This is a genomic window from Bacillus sp. Pc3 (assembly GCF_000815145.1).
In the GTDB taxonomy this organism is placed as follows: domain Bacteria; phylum Bacillota; class Bacilli; order Bacillales; family Bacillaceae; genus Bacillus; species Bacillus velezensis.
Window position 1 is genome coordinate 3351816 of the sequence record NZ_CP010406.1, and the last position, 19675, is coordinate 3371490.

Below are 19675 nucleotides of genomic sequence, written 5' to 3' on the forward strand. Positions count from 1 at the left end.
GAATGGAAGCAGTCCAATCAGTGCTTCAGGAATACGGGCTGGCGGCTGAGTATATTGAGCCTGTCAGCCCGCATGTTTGGAAGGTCTACTCAAACTACGGCATTTTTGCTTTGAAACAGCTCAAGCCGGCCCGCAGCAGTGAATTTACGGATCTTATGATTGAGATTGAGGAGAAAGGCTACCGATCATTTGTGCCGATCTGCCGCACGTATGCCGGCGATTTTTTTGCGGGAACACAGACGGAGAATTCTTATTATTTAATGCCTTGGCTTCAGTACGATCAGGAAGAGGAACGGGACCAAAAACATGTTTACCTTTTTAAAGAGGTCGCGAAGCTCCACTCCGCGACTGTGCGGGACATCCAAATCCGGACTGAAGATATCAGCGGCTTTTATGAAGCAACGAAAAGAGATTGGGAAAATGATAAGCTTGTCTATGAACAATTCGCCGACCGGGCGGAAAAAGAGTGGTATCTTTCACCTTTTGAACTGCAGGCTGTTACGTATCTTACAGAAACGGTTTCTGCCGTCAATTTTGCTCTGGAACGTCTGGAAGAATGGTTTGACGCGGCAAAGGATCATGACAAGACGAGAGCGGTGATCAACCACGGCAGCTTATCGAGCCGCCACTTTCTGTATAATGATGCGGGATCGGGCTTTTTCACGAATTTCGAGAAAGCTGCGCTGGGCCCTCCGCAAAACGACCTGCTCGGCTTTTACTCCAGAATGTTCAGAAGCTATCCGAAAGCATGCCCGGAATGTCTGGACTGGTTTTATACGTATCACAAATCATTCCCGCTCCGTGAAGCGGAAATCAGCCTGTTTCTCAGCTATATGGCTTATCCGTCCGCCATGTACAAAGTGCTGAAACGGTATCAGACCGGCCAAAGGGGCTCTGAAAAAGAAGAGTGTACGCAATTATTAAGAGCGTTTTGGCAGATGAAAAATGTTGAGCCTTTTCTCATGAAGGTTCATCAGATTGAGCGGGAGAAAAAAATAAAAGCGGAAAACGAGTCCTCTTCATAACGGGACTCGTTTTTTTATATCCATTCCAAATGCAGGGCGCACGCTAAAAACAGCAGGATGGCAAGCAGCAGGACATCAAAAGTCGTCGGAAAGAAAATCGTCCTGATCCCCTGAAAGATCGTAATCGGGATAATGACTTGCACGGATACAAGGCGGACCTGTCTGGCCCACTGGGGGAGCGAATAAGAATTGAATTTTTTTCTCACGGGCAATTCCTCCTCACATTCGCCTTTCTATGTATCGTATGTAAGGGAAAGGGCGGGGTGCATGCCCATTTATGTATGACGGCAGCGGTTTTTGGAAAAGATGATTGACGAATCAAAAACACTTTTACTATAATAAAGAACATAATAAATAAGATCATGAGCTGATATAAATACACCTGCTTTGAACGGGAAGAGTACAAGAAAGACGCATGAAGAGAGAGAAGCTACTGTGCTGAAAGGCTTCTTATGCTGTCTCATTGGAAGGTCGCCCGGGAGCATAATTTCTTGAACATACAGTAGAGAAATTCGGGCCGCACCCGTTATCCGTTTAAGTGCATGAACAAATCTGTTCATGAAAAAAGGTGGTACCGCGAAAGAGCTTTTCGTCCTTTATCAGGATGAAGGCTCTTTTTTAGTTGCTCAGCCATTTCTAAACATGCTGGAGGGTTATCATGGATACAAACGAACAAACAATGCCGACAAAATATGATCCGTCTGCGATTGAAAAAGGCCGCTATGATTTTTGGCTGAAAGGAAAATATTTTGAAGCGGGCGGCGATCAAACGAAACAGCCGTATTCTGTCGTCATTCCGCCGCCGAACGTGACGGGCAGGCTGCACCTCGGACATGCGTGGGATACGACGCTGCAAGATATCGTTACGCGTATGAAACGCATGCAGGGCTATGACGTGCTCTGGCTTCCGGGCATGGACCACGCCGGCATCGCCACTCAGGCAAAAGTCGAAGCGAAACTCCGCGAACAGGGCACAAGCCGTTATGATCTCGGCCGTGAAAAGTTTTTAGAAGAAACGTGGAAGTGGAAGGAAGAGTATGCTGATTTCATCCGCAGCCAATGGGCCAAGATGGGGCTCGGACTCGATTATTCGCGCGAACGTTTCACTCTTGATGAAGGGCTGAACAAAGCAGTGCGGGAAGTATTCGTCAAGCTGTACAAAAAAGGCTTGATTTACAGAGGCGAATATATCATCAACTGGGACCCTGCCACAAAAACGGCTTTATCCGATATTGAAGTAATTTACAAAGACGTACAGGGCGCGTTTTATCATTTGCGCTATCCGTTAGCAGACGGTTCAGGCTCAATTGAAATCGCGACCACCCGTCCGGAAACGATGCTTGGCGACACGGCTGTCGCGGTTCATCCTGAAGATGAGCGCTACAAGCACTTAATCGGCAAAACGGTGATTCTGCCGATTACAAACCGCGAAATTCCGATCGTCGGCGATGATTATGTTGATATGGAATTCGGATCAGGCGCCGTTAAAATCACGCCTGCCCATGACCCGAATGATTTTGAACTCGGAAACCGCCACAATCTAGAGCGGATTCTCGTCATGAATGAAGACGGAACAATGAATGAAAAAGCGCTGCAATATAACGGCATGGACCGGTTTGAATGCCGCAAAAAACTCGTCAATGATCTTCAGGAATCCGGTGTTCTCTTTAAAATCGAAGACCATATGCATTCTGTCGGACATAGTGAGAGAAGCGGCGCCGTTGTTGAGCCGTACCTGTCCACACAATGGTTTGTCAAAATGCAGCCGCTGGCCGATGCTGCGGTTGACCTTCAGTCAAAAGAAGAGAAAGTTCACTTCGTTCCTGACCGGTTCGAGAAAACGTACCTGCACTGGATGGAAAATATCCGTGATTGGTGTATTTCCCGTCAGCTGTGGTGGGGCCACCGCATCCCGGCTTGGTATCATAAAGAAACAAAAGAAGTGTACGTCGGCCTTGAGGCGCCTGAGGACAGTGAAAATTGGGAACAGGATTCAGACGTGCTTGATACATGGTTCAGCTCCGCGCTTTGGCCGTTTTCTACAATGGGCTGGCCTGATGAAAACGCTGAAGACTTTAAGCGGTATTACTCAACCGATGTTCTTGTAACGGGATATGACATCATTTTCTTCTGGGTATCCCGGATGATTTTCCAAGGTCTTGAGTTTACCGGCGAGCGTCCGTTCAAAGACGTGCTGATTCACGGCTTAATCCGTGACGAGCAGGGCAGAAAAATGAGTAAATCCCTTGGGAACGGCGTGGACCCGATGGATGTCATCGACAAGTACGGAGCGGATTCCCTGCGCTATTTCCTGGCAACCGGAAGTTCACCGGGACAGGATCTCCGTTTCAGCTATGAAAAAGTGGAATCCACATGGAATTTCGCAAATAAAATTTGGAACGCCTCCCGTTTTGCATTAATGAACATGGACGGCATGACGTATGACGAGCTTGATCTGTCCGGTGAAAAATCAGTTGCTGATAAGTGGATCCTCACAAGACTGAATGAAACGATAGAAGACGTAACCCAGCTTGCGGATCGTTATGAATTCGGTGAAGTCGGACGCCACCTGTACAACTTTATCTGGGACGATGTGTGCGACTGGTATATCGAAATGGCAAAGCTTCCGCTGTACGGGGAAGATGAAGCGGCGAAGAAAACAACCCGTTCTGTTCTGGCATATGTGCTTGACCAGACGATGCGTCTTCTTCACCCGTTTATGCCATTCTTAACGGAAGAAATCTGGCAGCACCTTCCTCATGAAGGCGAGTCAATCACGATCAGCTCTTGGCCGGTTCCGGTGCCGGAACATACGGATAAAGAGGCAGCGGCGGATATGAAACTGCTCGTTGAATTAATCCGTTCTGTCCGCAATATCCGGAGCGAAGTCAACACGCCGATGAGCAAGCAGGTTGAGCTTTACATTAAAACAGCTACCGAAGACATTGCCGGCCGCCTTGAGAAGAACCGTTCTTACGTTGAACGCTTTACGAATCCGAGCACGCTGAAAATCGGGACGGATATCACTGCGGCAGACAAAGCGATGACAGCGGTCGTCACCGGAGCGGAAGTCATTCTGCCGCTTGAAGGGCTGATTAACATTGATGAGGAGATCGCCCGTCTGCAAAAAGAATTCGACAAGCTGACAAAAGAGGTCGAACGCGTTCAGAAAAAACTCGGCAACGAAGGATTTATTAAAAAAGCTCCTGAGCATGTCATTGAAGAAGAACGCGGAAAAGAGAAAGACTACGCGGCAAAACGCGAAGCTGTCCGGCAGCGGATTGCAGAGCTGAAAGGCTGATAAAACAGCGGGGCGGTTTCCTAAGAAACCGCCTTGTTGTATAAAAGAGGGGATTTCATTGTTTAATACGTACAAAGAAGCGATCAGCTGGATTCACGGCAGACTCAAGTTCGGCGTTAAGCCAGGCCTTCTCCGTATGGAAAAGCTGATGGAAAAACTGGAACACCCGGAAAAGAACATTCGCGCCATTCATGTGGCGGGCACAAACGGCAAAGGATCGACCGTCGCTTTTATCCGTTCCGTGCTTCAAGAAGCCGGTTATACGGTCGGCACGTTCACATCGCCTTACATTATTACGTTTAATGAGCGTATCAGCGTCAACGGCACGCCGATTTCTGATGAGGAATGGAGAACGCTCGTTAATGACATAAAACCGATAGTCGATGAGCTTGATAAGACCGATGCCGGAACGGTGACAGAATTTGAAATCATTACAGCGTGTGCATTTTTATATTTTGCGGAGCGGGCTGATATCGATTTTGTCATTTTTGAAGCGGGGCTCGGCGGCACATTTGATTCAACCAATATTGTGAATCCGCTCCTGTCGGTCATTACAAGTATCGGACATGACCATATGGCGATTTTAGGCAATACCATCGAGGAGATCGCCGGGCAGAAAGCCGGTATCATTAAAAATTCCATTCCGGTCATTACGGGCGTCAATCAGCCGGAAGCACTCGGCGTTATTGAAGCGGAAGCCGAAAAAAAGCAGGCTCCGTATCAGTCACTATATAAAACGTGCAGACTGTCTAATGAAGCGGCGCTTCCGTCCGGTGAAAGCTTTTCGCTGGAAACGGAAACGAAATGCTATGAAAACATTCAAACGTCGCTGATCGGCATTCACCAAAGGCAGAATGCGGCATTGGCGATATTGGCCGCTGAATGGCTGAATCGCCTGGAAGCCGCAGCCATTTCTGAAGAAGCGATGCGAAACGGCCTGAAAAAAGCATCGTGGCCGGGCCGGTTTGAACGTCTTCAAAGCCGCCCTTTAGTGTTTGCGGACGGCGCCCATAACGAAGAGGGCGTTGAAACGCTGATAGAAACGATCCGGCAGCGCTTTGCCGGTAAAAACGTCCATGTCGTATTCAGCGCATTAAAAGACAAACCGTATCAGGAAATGATTGAAAAGCTTGAAACCGAAGCGGATTCCATTCACTTTGTATCATTTGACTTTCCGCGTGCTTCAAGCGCCGAAGCCCTTTATAACGCAAGCAGTCTAGCGGATAAGAGCTTCGATGAGAACCCGGACAGTGTGAAAGAATGGATAGAACAAAAAGACGGGGCGGATGATGTCATCATCATTACCGGCTCCTTATATTTTATTTCAGAAATGAGAAAGCGGCTTATCTGACAGCCCCTCGGATGCCCGGCAGACCATTTTACGGTTTTGCCGGGTGTTTTTATGCTGAAAATATATTTTCAGCCATTTCAGTCATGGTGTTTTTCTTTGCTATAATCTGAGCCAGATTGATAGTAAAGGTGTGGTCTGAGTGCTTTTGATTCTGTTTTTTCTCGGCTTGATTTTCGGTTCTTTTTTTTATACAGCAGCGTGCCGTATCCCGCTGCGAATCTCGGTTATTTCGCCGCGTTCAGCCTGTTCGTTTTGCCGCTTGCCGCTCTCCTGGGGGGAGCTTGTGCCCGTCGTTTCCTATATTCTGCAAAGAGGCAGATGCAGAAACTGTCGTGCGAAGCTGTCGGTTATGTATCCGGCGGCGGAATGCTGGACGGCGTGTTTATTCACGGCTGCAGGCATTCATTTCGGTTTCTCAAAAGAACTGTTAGTCGCGCTGTTATTTCTGTCTCTGCTCATGATTGTTACTATGACGGATCTGCAATATATGCTGATTCCTGACAAGGTTCTGCTGTTTTTTCTTCCGCTTTTCATCGCCGGCCGTATGTTTTCTCCGCTGGATTCATGGTATGCAGGGTTTGCCGGAGCCGTTTGCGGATTTTTTCTGCTTGTTTTTATCATGTTTGTCAGTAAAGGAGGCATCGGCGCAGGTGATGTGAAACTGTTTGGGGTGATCGGCCTGACGCTCGGCGTGAAGCTCGTGCTCATTGCATTCTTTCTCTCCGTTATGATCGGAGCCGTATACGGTATGTGCGCCGCAGCCCGGGGCAGGCTTGGTAAAAAGCAGCCATTTCCGTTTGCGCCGGCCATCTCAGTCGGGAGCGCTTTGAGTTATTTATACGGTGAAGAGCTGTTTTCGTTTTACATCAAGCTCGCTTCAGGCGGAGCTTGAAAAATTTGGCGAACGTTTTTTGGACAAGACGACAAAAGTCTTGTTCTTTTTTTTTTCGCCTATGCTAAAGTGTGAACCATGATCAGTTCAAGGTACGGCCAAGACGAATGCAAGGGGGAAGAGACGTTGAAAAAAAGGAAGAGCAAAAAGCACAGCAACGCAAAAAACAATGCCCTTAAAGTAACCATTAACGGACAAGAAGAAACGATGTATGGACAAGAAGATGTGAAAGAAGGCGGGGAGAAAACCGTCACATTTTCAAATTGGGAAGAAACAAAAAAGGCGGAGCAGGAGACCGCCGCATCCCATGAAGATCCGAAAGAAGAAGATTTCAATTGGGATCATGAGAAGAATTCTGAGGTATTTGAAGATGACCCGAAAGTCGTTCCGCCATACCAGAAGAAAAAAAACGGCCCTCATTTTCCGAAAAAAAAGCAGCCGTCTTCTCCAGTTAAAAAAGCGGTCACGACAATTGCTGTTGCGGCTGTTTTAGGCACCGGGCTCGGCCTTGTCGCCTTAAATATGTCGGGAAGTAAAGAAGCCTCCGCTCCAGCATCAGCTGACAAAGGTTCACAAGGGCAGACGGCGAAAGCGGGAGATGTTTCTAAAGACAAATCTGAAACAGCCGGCACAGGAGATGCGGAATCTTCAGAGGGAAACTATAAAACATATGCGGTGCAGGCCGGAAAATTTTCATCAGAAAAAGGAGCGCAAACCCTTGTTGACCAGCTGACTGAAAAAGGATACTCGGCCGTCTCTCTGGCTAAAGAAGACGGATACACATACGTGATCGCCGGGCTTGCAGCGGAAAAAAGCCTATCACAGCAATTGGGTCAGACACTGATAGACCATGATTTTGAGGCTTGGGGCGGAAAAGAGCTCAGCTTTGCGGTCGATTCAGGACTGGAAGACTCTTTTAAACAAGCTTCTGAGCTCTCCGCCAAAGCGATTACCGGCAAAGATCTTTCAAAAACGGAAGTGGCTGAAGCGGCAAAAGCGGCAGACGGTGCAGACGCCGCTGACAAAAAGCAGAAAGAGGCCGTGCTTCAAGCGCTGAAAGAACTGGAAACGCCGGGTTCGGAATCCGGCTGGAAAGCCCAAAAAGAGCTTTTAAGTGTTGTAAAATAGTATCTCATTTCCCGTCATCCGGCGGGATTTTTTATTTTGTCATCAAAAAGTTATTTTTCTGAAATTGTGGTTGCCCGTTTGATTTGGTAGGATAGACAAGTATCTTTTTTTCTTAAGCAAACCCTGAAAGGATGACAATCATGACAAAACGCTTAATACTCGCATCACAATCTCCGCGAAGAAAAGAACTCCTTACTCTTCTTCAGATTCCTTACAGCATTATTGCAAGCCGCACAGAAGAAAAATTAAATCGAAACCTTTCGCCGGAAGAAAACGTCCAATGTTTGGCCGAGCAAAAAGCCGGAGCTGTATTGGCCGAAAATCCCGATGCAGTCGTTATCGGGGCTGACACGATGGTGTGCATAGACGGCGAATGCCTCGGCAAACCGCATGACAGAGAAGAAGCGGCACACATGCTGCGGAGGCTTTCCGGCCGAAGCCATCAAGTCATTACGGCGGTCAGCATTCAGACGCATGACCGGAAAGAAACGTTCTGTGACACGACGGAAGTGACGTTTTGGCCGCTCAGTGAAGACGACATACAGCTCTACATTGAAACAAAAGAACCGATGGATAAAGCAGGTGCATACGGCATCCAAGGAAAAGGCGCGCTTTTAGTGAAAAAAATAGACGGTGATTTTTATTCTGTCGTCGGGCTTCCTGTCGCTAAAACAATGAGAGCCTTGAAAGAATTTAATATAAAAGCTTGATGTTCAAACCGGGAAGGGGAACAAGGAGGGGTTGATCATCCGTGATCTGCCGTTAAAATTAAGAGATTTCCCCGAAAAAGAAAAACCGAGAGAGCGGCTTCTGCACTTCGGAGCCGAACATCTCTCTAACAATGAATTGCTCGCCATCCTGCTGCGGACGGGAACGAAACATGAGTCCGTCATGAACCTCGCTCACCGGCTGCTGCGGACGTTTGACGGGCTGCGACTGTTAAAAGGCGCCTCTGCCCAGGAGCTTTCCAGCATTCCGGGAATCGGCACGGTGAAAGCCGTTCAGATTCTTGCCGCAATTGAGCTGGGGAGCCGCATTCATAAGACATCCGCCGGGGAGCATTGCGTCATCCGCTCTCCGGAAGACGGGGCGAAGTATGTGATGGAGGATATGCGCTTTTTATCCCAGGAGCATTTTGTCTGTTTATATTTAAATACCAAAAATCAAGTCATTCATAAACGCACCGTTTTTATCGGAAGTCTGAATTCATCTATTGTCCACCCGCGGGAGGTGTTTAAAGAAGCTTTCAAACGATCCGCCGCGTCCTTCATTTGTGTTCACAATCATCCTTCAGGAGATCCTACACCGAGCAGGGAAGATATAGAGGTAACCAGGCGGCTTTTTGAGTGCGGAAATTTAATCGGCATCGAGCTGCTGGATCATTTGGTCATTGGTGACAAAAAATTTGTGAGTTTAAAGGAAAAAGGATATTTGTAACACTTTTTTTTTCGTTGATTTAAGATATAATAGATTTTATGAGTTTTTCCCTTTAGGGTATTTTTGCTTTAAGAAAGGAAGATACATACATATGTTCGGAATTGGTACAAGAGACCTTGGTATAGATTTGGGAACCGCGAATACGCTTGTGTTTGTTAAAGGAAAAGGAATCGTAGTGAGAGAGCCGTCTGTCGTTGCTCTGCAAACGGATACGAAGTCCATCGTTGCGGTCGGTAACGATGCGAAAAACATGATCGGAAGAACTCCGGGCAACGTGGTCGCGCTCCGTCCGATGAAAGACGGCGTTATTGCTGACTATGAAACAACTGCGACAATGATGAAATACTACATTAATCAGGCTGTGAAAAATAAAGGATTGTTTGCGAGAAAGCCTTACGTTATGGTGTGTGTGCCGTCAGGTATTACGGCCGTTGAAGAACGGGCGGTCATCGACGCGACAAGACAAGCGGGCGCACGTGACGCTTATCCGATTGAAGAACCGTTTGCGGCAGCAATCGGCGCGAATCTTCCGGTATGGGAGCCGACGGGCAGCATGGTCGTTGATATCGGCGGCGGAACAACTGAAGTGGCGATCATTTCTTTAGGCGGCATTGTCACGTCTCAGTCAATCCGTGTAGCCGGTGACGAAATGGACGACTCAATCATCAGCTATATCAGAAAAACATATAATCTGATGATCGGTGACCGTACGGCGGAAGCTATTAAAATGGAAATCGGTTCAGCAGAAACCGGTGAAGAAAATGCGTCAATGGAAATCCGCGGCCGCGATCTTCTGACAGGTCTGCCGAAAACGATCGAAATTACGGGAACGGAAATTGCAAATGCACTGCGTGATACAGTTCTCTCAATCGTTGACGCGGTGAAGAGCACGCTTGAAAAAACACCGCCTGAGCTGGCCGCTGATATTATGGACAGAGGTATTGTATTAACAGGGGGAGGCGCCCTGCTCCGCAATCTCGACAAAGTCATCAGCGACGAAACGAAAATGCCTGTTCTTATCGCTGAAGATCCGCTGGATTGTGTTGCGATCGGCACTGGAAAAGCACTGGAGCACATCCATCTTTTCAAAGGAAAAACAAGATAATCAGGAGTTAAATAGAAGAGGTGTATCACGATGCCGAACAAACGGTTAATGCTATTACTTCTGTGTATTATCATATTGGTGGCTATGATTGGATTCTCGCTGAAGAACGGCCGTAATACCACCTGGCCTGAAAAGCTGATCGGTGATACGACGGGAGTATTTCAAAACATTTTTCACACGCCTGCCGAATATTTTGCAGGGTTCTTCGGGGACATAAAAGACCTGAAAAACACGTACAAAGAAAACGAACGCTTAAGACAAAAGCTGGACGGACAGACACAATATGAAGCGAAGCTCCAAGAACTCAAAGATGAAAACAAGAAGCTGCGTGATGAACTCGGGCATGTCAAATCAATTTCCGACTATGATCCGATTTTAGCGACCGTTATCGCCAGAAACCCTGATCAATGGTACAAGCAGATCATGATCAATAAGGGAACGAAGCAGAAAGTGGCCAAAGACATGGCTGTCACGAACGAAAAGGGTGCGCTGGTCGGGAAGATCAAAAGCAGCGGACTCAACAGTTTCACATCCGCCGTTCAGCTGCTGAGCGATGTTGACCGCAATAACAGAGTGGCCACCAAAATCTCCGGCAAAAAGGGAAGCAAAGGCTACGGTTTAATTGAAGGGTATGATAAAAAGAAACAGACTCTGAAAATGACCATCCTTGAGCCGGATGAAAAACGTGAAGTGAAAAAAGGCGACCTCGTGGAGACATCCGGAACGGGCGGCGTATTTCCTCAAGGGCTGACGGTCGGGGAAGTGACCGATGTAGAATCAGATGCTTACGGCCTGACGAAAATCGCTTACGTGAAACCGGCTGCCGACTTGTACGATCTTGACCATGTCATCGTCGTGAACCGAAGCGTAGCAACAGGGGAGGAAGGATCGTGAAACGTTTCCTTCTCCCTTTGATTATGATTTTGGTCTTTTGTGCGGAAAGCATCTATACCGATCTGGTGCGTTTTCCTTTCGTTTCCGTCGAGCAGCAGGTCGTTCCGCATTTTCTTTTGCTTGCGCTGATTTTTATGTCCGCTTATATCAACCAAAAGCATGCGGTGATCTACGGTTTGATTTTCGGATTTCTTTATGACATCAATTATACGGGTGTTTTAGGCGTTTATATGTTTGGTTTTGCCGGTTTATGCTATCTGGCGGCCAAAGCGTTTAAAGTGCTGCAGACAAACGCCCTGATGGTCATTCTGGTCGCGGTGCTGAGCGTATGTGTGCTTGAATTTTACGTCTACGGCATTCAGACGTTAATCCGCAGCGGCACAATGACATTTAACGATTTTGTCATTCAGAGGTTCTTGCCGACCGCTTTGCTGAATATTGCGGGAGCCGTTATATTAGTCCTGCCCTTCAGGCTGTTTTATATAAGTCTGAAGAAAGAATTAAGAGATGAGTAAAAAGGATTTTATCTTTTTTTGACGAAAAGAGTATGTTGTTGAGGTGAACATTGATGAAGACCAAAAAGCAGCAATATGTAACAATAAAAGGAACAAAAAACGGCTTAACATTGCATCTGGATGATGCGTGTTCTTTTGATGAGCTTCTCGATGGTCTTCAAAACATGCTGTCGATTGAACAATATACTGATGGCAAAGGCCAAAAAATCAGTGTTCATATTAAACTCGGGCATCGGTATCTGTATCAGGAACAGGCAGAGCAGCTGACTGATCTGATCGCGTCAAAGAAAGATTTAGTCGTGCATTCAATTGACAGTGAAGTCATCGCCAAAGAAGAAGCGCAGCGGATGAAAGAGGAGCAGGAAATTGTTTCTGTTTCCAAAATCGTCCGTTCGGGCCAGGTGCTTCACGTGACGGGAGATTTGCTTTTAATCGGAGATGTGAATCCCGGCGGTACGATCAGAGCCGGAGGAAATATATTTGTTCTCGGTTCATTAAAAGGGATTGCCCACGCGGGTTATAACGGAAATAACCGGGCTGTGATCGCCGCATCAGAAATGATGCCGACACAATTGAGGATCAATCACGTGTTAAATCGCTCCCCAGACCACATTCAAAAAGGGAACGACATGGAATGTGCTTATTTAGATACTGACGGAAATATGGTCATTGAACGCCTTCAGCAATTGGCTCATTTAAGACCTGATCTAACAAGGCTTGAGGGAGGAATGTGAAATTGGGTGAGGCTATCGTAATAACTTCGGGAAAAGGCGGAGTAGGTAAAACAACAACATCTGCAAACCTCGGTACCGCCTTAGCCATTTTAGGGAAGCGCGTCTGTTTGGTAGACACAGATATCGGACTGCGCAACCTTGATGTCGTAATGGGTCTTGAAAACAGAATTATTTACGACTTAGTAGATGTAATTGAAGGCAGATGCAAGACGCATCAGGCGCTTGTCAAAGACAAACGTTTTGATGATCTGCTTCATTTAATGCCGGCTGCCCAGACAAGCGACAAGACGGCTGTTGTCCCTGAGCAGATCAAATCGCTTGTGCAGGAGCTTAAGCAGGAATTTGATTATGTCATTATTGATTGTCCGGCCGGAATTGAACAAGGCTATAAAAATGCCGTCTCCGGAGCTGATAAGGCGATTGTTGTGACGACGCCGGAAATATCAGCGGTGCGGGACGCTGACCGCATTATCGGACTTTTGGAGCAGGAAGATATCGAACCGCCGCGCCTTATCGTGAACCGCATCAGAAATCATCTGGTGAAAAACGGTGACACGATGGATGTGGATGAAGTTGTTCATCATCTGTCTATTGATCTCCTCGGAATCGTTGCTGACGATGATGAAGTGATCAGGGCTTCAAATATCGGCGAACCGATTGCCATGAATTCCAAAAACCGCGCCAGCATTGCGTACCGCAATATCGCCCGGCGCATTTTAGGAGAATCCGTTCCTTTGCAGGTGCTTGAAGAGCAGCAAAAAGGGATGATGGCGAAAATCAAGTCATTTTTCGGCGTGCGTTCATAATATATACCAGAATACAAAGATCTGATGAAGCCCAGCTTATCAGGTCTTTTTTGTTTTTCAAGAGCGCATATTTGCAATGGACAAGACATAGGATGTACAAACCCAACGATTGCAAAGGATGATGGCGATGAGTCACAGAGCTGATGAAATTAGAAAAAGACTGGCCAAAAGAAGAAAACAGCGGCCTGAATCAAAACGGACTTTCGTTCAAAACGCCCAAACGCAGAATTTTCCCGCGTGGCAGACGGTCAAGGAGCAGGAAAAGCACAAGCTTCTACCGGACTACGAATATCAAACGGAACACCCGCCCGAATTTAACGGACGGCACCCATTGATCAGCGCTCATTCTATTATTTTAAAATGCCTGCTGGCCGCCTGTCTCGTACTGATCTCCGCTATTGCCTATAAAACTGACAAACAGCCGCTGAGTCAGATCAAACCGGCGATCGCACAAACCTTTCAAAAAGAATTTCAGTTTGCTGCCGTAAGCAATTGGTTCGTATCTTCCTTCGGAAACCCGCTCGCTTTTCTTACGCCGGGAACGAAAAAGAAGGACGGTCAGGTGGCGGTCAGTCAGGATATGGCCGTTCCTGCCGCGGGGAAAATCCAGCAGGACTTTCAAAATAACGGAGAAGGCGTCGTCGTCGAAACCGCCAGCGAAGCCATTGACAGCGTAAAAGAAGGCTACATTATGGAAGTGAGCAAAGATAAAAAAACAGGACTGACGGTGAAGGTGCAGCACGCCGACAATACCAGCAGCATTTACGGCCGGCTAAAAGATGTTAATGTTTCATTGTACGACTTTGTCGATAAAGGGAAAAAGATCGGTTCGATCAAGCTCAACGATAAAAGTAAAGGCCAGTACTATTTCGCGATCCAGGATGGCGATAAATTCATAGATCCGATCCAGGTGATCACATTTGATGAATAAATGGCTCATCCTCCTTTTTAAAATTCATGTCCATCCTTTTCTTTGGATTATCATGGGGCTTGGTCTTATGACGGGGCACATCAAAGCGCTGCTGTGTCTTTTGCTGGTTGTATCCGTTCATGAGCTGGGGCATGCTGCTCTGGCTGTGTTTTTTTCGTGGCGCATTAAACGCATCTTTCTGCTCCCTTTCGGCGGGACGGTTGAGGTGGAGGAGCACGGAAACCGGCCGCTTAAAGAGGAATTCGCGGTCATTCTGGCGGGCCCGCTTCAGCATGTGTGGCTTCAGGCGGCAGCCTGGCTCTTTTTCATGTCAGGCTTGGCAAGTGAGCAGACATTTGAGATGTTTACCTTTTATAATCTCTCCATTCTTTTCATCAATCTTTTGCCGATCTGGCCGCTTGACGGCGGAAAGTTCGTGTTTTTATACTTCTCTAAACAAATGGCTTTTCAAAAAGCGCATCTCCTCAGCCTGCAGACATCAGCCGTTTCCGCGCTTTTGCTCTGCTGCTGGATTGTGCTGGCCGTCCCCCTTCAGGTCAGCGCATGGGTGCTGTTCGTCTTTCTCGCCGCTTCTTTATGGGACGAATACCGGAAGCGGCATTATATTCAGCTGAGGTTTCTTTTGGAGAGATACTACGGCAAAAACCGCGATGTCGCCATGCTGCATCCTTTGACGGTCGCGGCCGATGCCAAAGTAAAGCATGTCATGGCCGAATTCAAACGGGGATGCAAGCACCCCATTATCGTTGAAAAAGCCGGCGAAAAGCTCAGCCAGCTCGATGAAAATGAAGTGCTTCATGCGTATTTTGCCGATAAACGGACAGATTCCTCTATGGAAGACCTGCTGCTGCCTTACTAGAAATAGATTGACATATCCTTTTGGTTCTGATATATTTTTTAATGTTATGGATGTAGCACCAATGCTACAACCGCTCGGGACAGGTGATAAGAGCTTTAAAGCCCCCTGTTGCTGGCGAGTCTTAGTCTAATAGGAGGTGCAGAGAATGTACGCAATCATTAAAACAGGCGGAAAACAAATCAAAGTTGAAGAAGGTCAAACTGTTTACATCGAAAAACTTGCTGCTGAAGCAGGTGAAACAGTGACGTTTGAAGACGTATTGTTTGTTGGCGGAGACAGCGTGAAAGTCGGCAACCCAACAGTTGCAGGCGCGACAGTTACAGCTAAAGTTGAAAAACAAGGCCGTGCGAAAAAAATCACTGTTTTCCGTTACAAGCCAAAGAAAAATGTTCATAAAAAACAAGGTCATCGTCAGCCTTATACTAAATTGACAATCGAAAAAATCAACGCGTAAGCATGATTGAGGCAACAATTCGAAGATCCCGGAATGACGGGGGCATATTGTCCTTTGAAATGACGGGACATGCCGATTTTGCTGAACATGGACGAGATCTCGTATGCGCCGGGGTCACGGCTGTCGTTTTCGGAGCGGTCAATGCGGTTATCGCGCTGGCTCCTCTCGAACCGATTCTTGATATAGGCGAGGACGGGGGTTATTTCTACTTTGAATTCCCTGAAGCTGCTGATCAGGAAGCTTTGCAAAAAGCGCAGCTGCTGATTGAAGGCATGATTGTTTCTCTTGAAACGATCGAGCGGGATTACAGTGAACACTTACGGTTGACTGCAAACCAAATATAGGAGGTGAGTTACATGCTTAGATTAGATCTTCAGTTTTTCGCTTCTAAAAAAGGTGTAGGTTCTACAAAGAACGGACGTGACTCTGAATCTAAACGTTTAGGCGCTAAACGTGCAGACGGTCAATTCGTAACAGGCGGATCTATCCTTTACCGTCAACGCGGAACGAAAATCTACCCAGGTGAAAACGTGGGCCGCGGAGGAGATGACACTCTTTTTGCTAAAATCGACGGAACTGTTAAATTCGAACGTTTCGGCCGTGACCGCAAAAAAGTGAGCGTATATCCTGTAGCTCAATAATGACACAAAAAACTCCGGTCGTTGACTGGAGTTTTTTTTGCAGTAAGCGGAGTAACATCAAGAATGAAAAGCAGAGGATGCGTGAGTGAACCCCGCCTTGAATGAGGACATCAGCTTCCCATACCCACTGGATATGTTCCCCAAGCAGTGATACCAAAAATGTTTCTGCCTGGCATCCGCATTGTATGCGATCCGAAAAAGGAACATGATGAACCAGGAAAAACAAGTGTTTTTTTAACAAAGCCTTCTCTGTTATAATTCATAGTACACACTTATCAAGACTCCTAAAAAGAAATTAAACGATTGGGAGTGCGAAAATGAAGGATGTATCGAAGAAACAAGAAGAACCTGTAAGCGATGCGGCTCTGATCAATGAGCTGATCCACTTAATGGGCCATTTCCGTCATGATTGGATGAATAAGCTGCAGCTGATAAAAGGAAACTTAAGTTTGCAGAAGTATGACAGGGTCGTTGAAATTATTGACGAAATGGTCATAGATGCAAAGCACGAATCAAAGCTCTCAAACCTGAAAACCCCGCACTTGGCGTTTGACTTTCTTACATTTAATTGGAAGTCCCGTTATATGAGGCTCGAATACGAAGTGCTCGGAGAAATTAAAGATTTATCGGCATATGATCAAAAGCTGTCGAACCTGATGAGAAAACTGTTTCATCTGTTCGGTCTGGCGGTAAACAATGAAAGTGAAAATCATCTGACCGTATCGCTGCAGACGGATCACCCTGACAGACAGCTTATTGTATATCTCGATTTTCATGGAACGATTGCAAATGCAGATGTGTTTGATGAATTTCGCAAATCCCGGCATGAGGACTTTGATGTCATGCAATTTGAGCTGACCGGCCATGAATGTGTGGCCGAAATTGGAATGAACTAGCGGTTTTTTACGGTTTAGAACGGAGGATATTATGTTTGTAGATCAGGTGAAAGTATATGTAAAAGGCGGCGACGGCGGTAACGGAATGGTTGCGTTCCGCCGTGAAAAATATGTGCCGAAAGGCGGGCCTGCCGGCGGTGACGGAGGTAATGGAGGCGACGTCGTTTTTGAGGTTGATGAAGGACTGCGCACGCTCATGGACTTCCGGTACCAGCGGCATTTCAAAGCGATACGCGGCGAGCACGGCATGTCTAAAAACCAGCACGGCAGAAATGCGGACGATATGGTTGTTAAAGTTCCGCCCGGCACAGTCGTAACGGATGACGATACAAAACAGGTCATTGCCGATCTGACTGAGCACGGGCAGCGTGCCGTCATCGCAAAAGGCGGACGCGGCGGACGCGGAAATACCCGCTTTGCGACACCGGCCAACCCGGCACCGCAGCTGTCAGAGCACGGAGAGCCCGGAAAAGAGCGCTATATCGTGCTTGAACTGAAAGTGCTTGCAGACGTAGGCCTCGTCGGCTTCCCGAGCGTCGGAAAATCTACGCTTCTGTCTGTCGTTTCATCGGCAAAGCCGAAAATCGCCGATTATCATTTTACAACGCTTGTTCCGAATCTGGGCATGGTGGAAACGGATGACGGAAGAAGCTTCGTCATGGCGGATCTGCCCGGTTTGATTGAAGGAGCGCATGAAGGAGTCGGCTTAGGCCACCAATTTCTCCGCCATATCGAACGGACGCGCGTCATCGTTCACGTCATTGACATGTCAGCGATGGAAGGCCGTGATCCGTATGAGGATTATGTCACCATTAATCAGGAGCTCAGTGAATATAATCTGCGGCTGACGGAGCGTCCGCAAATTATCGTTGCGAATAAAATGGACATGCCCGAGGCGGCTGAAAATCTTAAAGCGTTTAAAGAAAAGCTTCAGGATGACCATCCTGTCTTCCCGATCAGCGCTGTGACGAGAGAAGGGCTCCGCGATCTTCTGTTTGAAGTCGCCAACCAGCTGGAAACAACGCCTGAATTCCCGCTGTATGATGAAGAAGAACTGGCGGAAAACCGCGTAATGTACACGATGGAAGATGAAGAAATTCCATTTAACATTACGCGTGATCCGGACGGCGCGTTTGTGCTTTCAGGTGACAGCCTGGAACGTCTCTTTAAAATGACTGATTTCTCCCGTGACGAATCCGTCAAGCGTTTTGCAAGACAGATGCGCGGTATGGGCGTTGATGAAGCGCTCAGAGAACGCGGTGCTAAAGACGGCGATATCATCCGGCTTCTGGAATTTGAATTTGAATTTATTGATTAAAAAAACGGAGAGCTTGCGTTGCAGGCTCTCTGATGTAAAAGGGAGGGGTGCAGGTGAAAGAAGAGACATTTTATTTAGTGCGTGAAGACGTTCTGCCTGATGCGATGCGAAAAACCCTTGAAGTCAAAAAGCTGCTCGACAGAAAAAAGGCTGAATCGGTTGCAGATGCTGTGCAGAAAGTTGATTTAAGCAGAAGCGCTTTTTACAAATACCGAGATGCGGTTTTCCCTTTTTACACGATGGTTAAAGAACAAATAATCACACTTTTCTTTCATTTGGAGGATCGGTCAGGCGCGTTATCCCAGCTTTTGCAGGCGGTGGCTGACTCAGGAAGCAACGTGCTTTCCATTCACCAGACGATTCCGCTTCAGGGCAGGGCGAATGTCACGCTCTCAATCAGTACGTCCGCAATGGAAGAAAACATTCATACGTTAATGAATAAACTGAGAAAATTTGATTTTATAGAAAAAGTTGAGATCTTAGGGTCAGGCGCGTAAGGAGAGAAGAGACATGAAAGTCGGTTATTTAGGGCCAGAAGCCACATTTACACATCTAGCAGTCAGTTCCTGCTTTCAAAACAGCGTGACACAAGCACCTTATCAAACAATACCGGCATGCATGGATGCGGCGGTTGCGGGAGAAGTTGATCTTGCATTTGTTCCTTTGGAAAACGCGCTGGAAGGCTCGGTTAACTTAACGATTGACTATTTGATTCATGAGCAGCCTCTTGCGATCGTGGGGGAAATGACGCTGCCGATTCACCAGCATCTGCTCGTTCACCCTTCGAGAGAAAATGAGTGGAAAAAGCTTGAGAAAATTTATTCTCATTCCCATGCGATTGCGCAATGCCACAAATTTCTTCACCGGCATTTTTCGTCCGTTCCTTATGAGTATGCGAAGTCAACAGGTGCGGCTGCCAAGTATGTCAGTGAGCATTCGGACCTTCCGATCGGCGTGATTGCAAATGAAATGGCCGCCGCTACATACGGATTGAGCATCGTGAAGCGGGATATTCAGGATTATCAGGACAACCACACGAGATTTGTCATTCTTTCGCCTGAAAAAGACGTCTCATTCGAAGTGAATGCGAAACTGTCTTCACGGCCGAAAACGACGATGATGGTAACGCTTCCCCAAGATGACCAATCAGGTGCGCTGCACAGGGTGCTGTCGGCTTTTTCATGGAGAAACCTGAATTTATCAAAGATCGAATCGCGCCCGACAAAAACGGGTCTCGGCAACTATTTCTTTATTATTAATATTGAACAGGCGATGGATCAGGTTCTCATTCCCGGTGCCGTTCAAGAGATGGAAGCCCTCGGCTGCCGGGTCAAGCTTCTGGGAACATATCAATCCTATTCGATATAAAAAAAGCCCTTCAGGGGGCT

General features: G+C 47.1%; 22 protein-coding genes and 2 other annotated features. Of the genes, 21 read left to right on the top strand and 1 reads right to left on the bottom strand.

What is annotated here, in order from left to right; translation table 11 throughout:
• The first annotated feature begins 2 nt into the window (after window positions 1–2).
• Window positions 3–1025 carry a spore coat protein YsxE gene (gene ysxE, locus SB24_RS16115; RefSeq protein ID WP_039255075.1) on the top strand — a complete coding sequence of 341 codons (1023 nt, stop codon included), beginning with the start codon at window positions 3–5 and terminating at the stop codon, window positions 1023–1025.
• A gap of 14 nt (window positions 1026–1039) precedes the next feature.
• Here the strand turns inward: ysxE and SB24_RS16120 are convergent, their stop codons facing one another.
• Window positions 1040–1231: a hypothetical protein gene (locus SB24_RS16120; protein WP_003152639.1), complete on the bottom strand. Its 192-nt coding sequence runs from the start codon at window positions 1229–1231 to the stop codon at window positions 1040–1042.
• A 172-nt stretch (window positions 1232–1403) separates the two neighbouring features.
• Window positions 1404–1625, top strand: a binding site (T-box leader).
• Between the two features lie 58 nt (window positions 1626–1683).
• Between SB24_RS16120 and SB24_RS16125 the strand changes: the two genes are divergently transcribed.
• From SB24_RS16125 to pheA, 20 genes are all read left to right on the top strand, one after another.
• Complete coding sequence (locus SB24_RS16125; RefSeq protein ID WP_039254351.1) at window positions 1684–4326, top strand: valine--tRNA ligase; 2643 nt, start codon at window positions 1684–1686, stop codon at window positions 4324–4326.
• Window positions 4327–4384: 58 nt separating this feature from the next.
• On the top strand, window positions 4385–5677 hold the full coding sequence (locus SB24_RS16130) for a bifunctional folylpolyglutamate synthase/dihydrofolate synthase (RefSeq protein WP_015417929.1): 1293 nt from the start codon (window positions 4385–4387) through the stop codon (window positions 5675–5677).
• Window positions 5678–5816: 139 nt separating this feature from the next.
• Window positions 5817–6569 (top strand): prepilin peptidase, encoded by a 753-nt coding sequence (locus SB24_RS16135; RefSeq protein WP_015417928.1) that lies wholly within the window; start codon window positions 5817–5819, stop codon window positions 6567–6569.
• A gap of 126 nt (window positions 6570–6695) precedes the next feature.
• On the top strand, window positions 6696–7697 hold the full coding sequence (locus tag SB24_RS16140) for an SPOR domain-containing protein (protein ID WP_039254352.1): 1002 nt from the start codon (window positions 6696–6698) through the stop codon (window positions 7695–7697).
• Window positions 7698–7837: 140 nt separating this feature from the next.
• Window positions 7838–8407 (top strand): Maf family protein, encoded by a 570-nt coding sequence (locus tag SB24_RS16145; RefSeq protein WP_007408164.1) that lies wholly within the window; start codon window positions 7838–7840, stop codon window positions 8405–8407.
• Window positions 8408–8438: 31 nt separating this feature from the next.
• Window positions 8439–9134, top strand: coding sequence for a RadC family protein (radC, locus tag SB24_RS16150; protein WP_007408165.1), 696 nt, complete (start codon window positions 8439–8441; stop codon window positions 9132–9134).
• Between the two features lie 91 nt (window positions 9135–9225).
• Window positions 9226–10239 (top strand): cell shape-determining protein MreB, encoded by a 1014-nt coding sequence (mreB, locus tag SB24_RS16155; RefSeq protein WP_003152647.1) that lies wholly within the window; start codon window positions 9226–9228, stop codon window positions 10237–10239.
• Window positions 10240–10269: 30 nt separating this feature from the next.
• Window positions 10270–11133, top strand: coding sequence for a rod shape-determining protein MreC (gene mreC / locus SB24_RS16160; RefSeq protein ID WP_007408166.1), 864 nt, complete (start codon window positions 10270–10272; stop codon window positions 11131–11133).
• Window positions 11130–11648 carry a rod shape-determining protein MreD gene (mreD, locus tag SB24_RS16165; protein ID WP_007408167.1) on the top strand — a complete coding sequence of 173 codons (519 nt, stop codon included), beginning with the start codon at window positions 11130–11132 and terminating at the stop codon, window positions 11646–11648. Before mreC ends, mreD begins: the two co-directional genes overlap by 4 nt.
• A 53-nt stretch (window positions 11649–11701) precedes the next feature.
• On the top strand, window positions 11702–12382 hold the full coding sequence (minC, locus tag SB24_RS16170; protein ID WP_003152653.1) for a septum site-determining protein MinC: 681 nt from the start codon (window positions 11702–11704) through the stop codon (window positions 12380–12382).
• Window positions 12383–12384: 2 nt separating this feature from the next.
• Window positions 12385–13188: a septum site-determining protein MinD gene (gene minD / locus SB24_RS16175; protein ID WP_003152655.1), complete on the top strand. Its 804-nt coding sequence runs from the start codon at window positions 12385–12387 to the stop codon at window positions 13186–13188.
• 127 nt (window positions 13189–13315) lie between these two features.
• Entirely contained in the window at window positions 13316–14119 is an 804-nt protein-coding gene (locus SB24_RS16180) for a M23 family metallopeptidase (RefSeq protein WP_007408168.1), read from the top strand.
• Complete coding sequence (locus SB24_RS16185) at window positions 14112–14978, top strand: M50 family metallopeptidase (protein ID WP_015417924.1); 867 nt, start codon at window positions 14112–14114, stop codon at window positions 14976–14978. The genes SB24_RS16180 and SB24_RS16185 overlap by 8 nt, the downstream gene beginning before the upstream one ends.
• Window positions 14979–15036: 58 nt before the next feature.
• Window positions 15037–15110 (top strand) — a sequence feature (ribosomal protein L21 leader region).
• 13 nt (window positions 15111–15123) lie between these two features.
• Window positions 15124–15432 (top strand): 50S ribosomal protein L21, encoded by a 309-nt coding sequence (rplU, locus tag SB24_RS16190; RefSeq protein WP_003152660.1) that lies wholly within the window; start codon window positions 15124–15126, stop codon window positions 15430–15432.
• Window positions 15433–15434: 2 nt separating this feature from the next.
• The gene (locus SB24_RS16195) at window positions 15435–15776 is read left to right on the top strand and encodes a ribosomal-processing cysteine protease Prp (protein ID WP_012118103.1); all 342 of its coding nucleotides are present in this window, start codon (window positions 15435–15437) and stop codon (window positions 15774–15776) included.
• A gap of 12 nt (window positions 15777–15788) precedes the next feature.
• Complete coding sequence (rpmA, locus tag SB24_RS16200) at window positions 15789–16073, top strand: 50S ribosomal protein L27 (protein WP_003152662.1); 285 nt, start codon at window positions 15789–15791, stop codon at window positions 16071–16073.
• Window positions 16074–16390: 317 nt separating this feature from the next.
• Window positions 16391–16969, top strand: coding sequence for a sporulation initiation phosphotransferase B (locus tag SB24_RS16205; protein ID WP_015417923.1), 579 nt, complete (start codon window positions 16391–16393; stop codon window positions 16967–16969).
• Between the two features lie 31 nt (window positions 16970–17000).
• On the top strand, window positions 17001–18287 hold the full coding sequence (gene obgE / locus SB24_RS16210; RefSeq protein WP_007408172.1) for a GTPase ObgE: 1287 nt from the start codon (window positions 17001–17003) through the stop codon (window positions 18285–18287).
• Window positions 18288–18340: 53 nt separating this feature from the next.
• Window positions 18341–18784 carry a transcriptional regulator ThrR gene (gene thrR / locus SB24_RS16215; protein ID WP_007408173.1) on the top strand — a complete coding sequence of 148 codons (444 nt, stop codon included), beginning with the start codon at window positions 18341–18343 and terminating at the stop codon, window positions 18782–18784.
• 13 nt (window positions 18785–18797) lie between these two features.
• A complete protein-coding gene (pheA, locus tag SB24_RS16220) occupies window positions 18798–19655 on the top strand; it encodes a prephenate dehydratase (RefSeq protein ID WP_039254358.1) in 858 nt (285 codons plus the stop codon).
• Window positions 19656–19675: the final 20 nt, after the last annotated feature.

Bases quoted from the DNA above. Each gene is read 5' to 3' on its own strand.
- ysxE (WP_039255075.1), top strand. From the start codon at position 3: ATGGAAGCAGTCCAATCAGTGCTTCAGGAATACGGGCTGGCGGCTGAG.
- SB24_RS16125 (WP_039254351.1), top strand. From the start codon at position 1,684: ATGGATACAAACGAACAAACAATGCCGACAAAATATGATCCGTCTGCG.
- SB24_RS16145 (WP_007408164.1), top strand. From the start codon at position 7,838: ATGACAAAACGCTTAATACTCGCATCACAATCTCCGCGAAGAAAAGAA.
- mreB (WP_003152647.1), top strand. From the start codon at position 9,226: ATGTTCGGAATTGGTACAAGAGACCTTGGTATAGATTTGGGAACCGCG.
- mreC (WP_007408166.1), top strand. From the start codon at position 10,270: ATGCCGAACAAACGGTTAATGCTATTACTTCTGTGTATTATCATATTG.
- minC (WP_003152653.1), top strand. From the start codon at position 11,702: ATGAAGACCAAAAAGCAGCAATATGTAACAATAAAAGGAACAAAAAAC.
- SB24_RS16180 (WP_007408168.1), top strand. From the start codon at position 13,316: ATGAGTCACAGAGCTGATGAAATTAGAAAAAGACTGGCCAAAAGAAGA.
- SB24_RS16185 (WP_015417924.1), top strand. From the start codon at position 14,112: ATGAATAAATGGCTCATCCTCCTTTTTAAAATTCATGTCCATCCTTTT.
- rplU (WP_003152660.1), top strand. From the start codon at position 15,124: ATGTACGCAATCATTAAAACAGGCGGAAAACAAATCAAAGTTGAAGAA.
- SB24_RS16195 (WP_012118103.1), top strand. From the start codon at position 15,435: ATGATTGAGGCAACAATTCGAAGATCCCGGAATGACGGGGGCATATTG.
- rpmA (WP_003152662.1), top strand. From the start codon at position 15,789: ATGCTTAGATTAGATCTTCAGTTTTTCGCTTCTAAAAAAGGTGTAGGT.
- SB24_RS16205 (WP_015417923.1), top strand. From the start codon at position 16,391: ATGAAGGATGTATCGAAGAAACAAGAAGAACCTGTAAGCGATGCGGCT.
- obgE (WP_007408172.1), top strand. From the start codon at position 17,001: ATGTTTGTAGATCAGGTGAAAGTATATGTAAAAGGCGGCGACGGCGGT.
- pheA (WP_039254358.1), top strand. From the start codon at position 18,798: ATGAAAGTCGGTTATTTAGGGCCAGAAGCCACATTTACACATCTAGCA.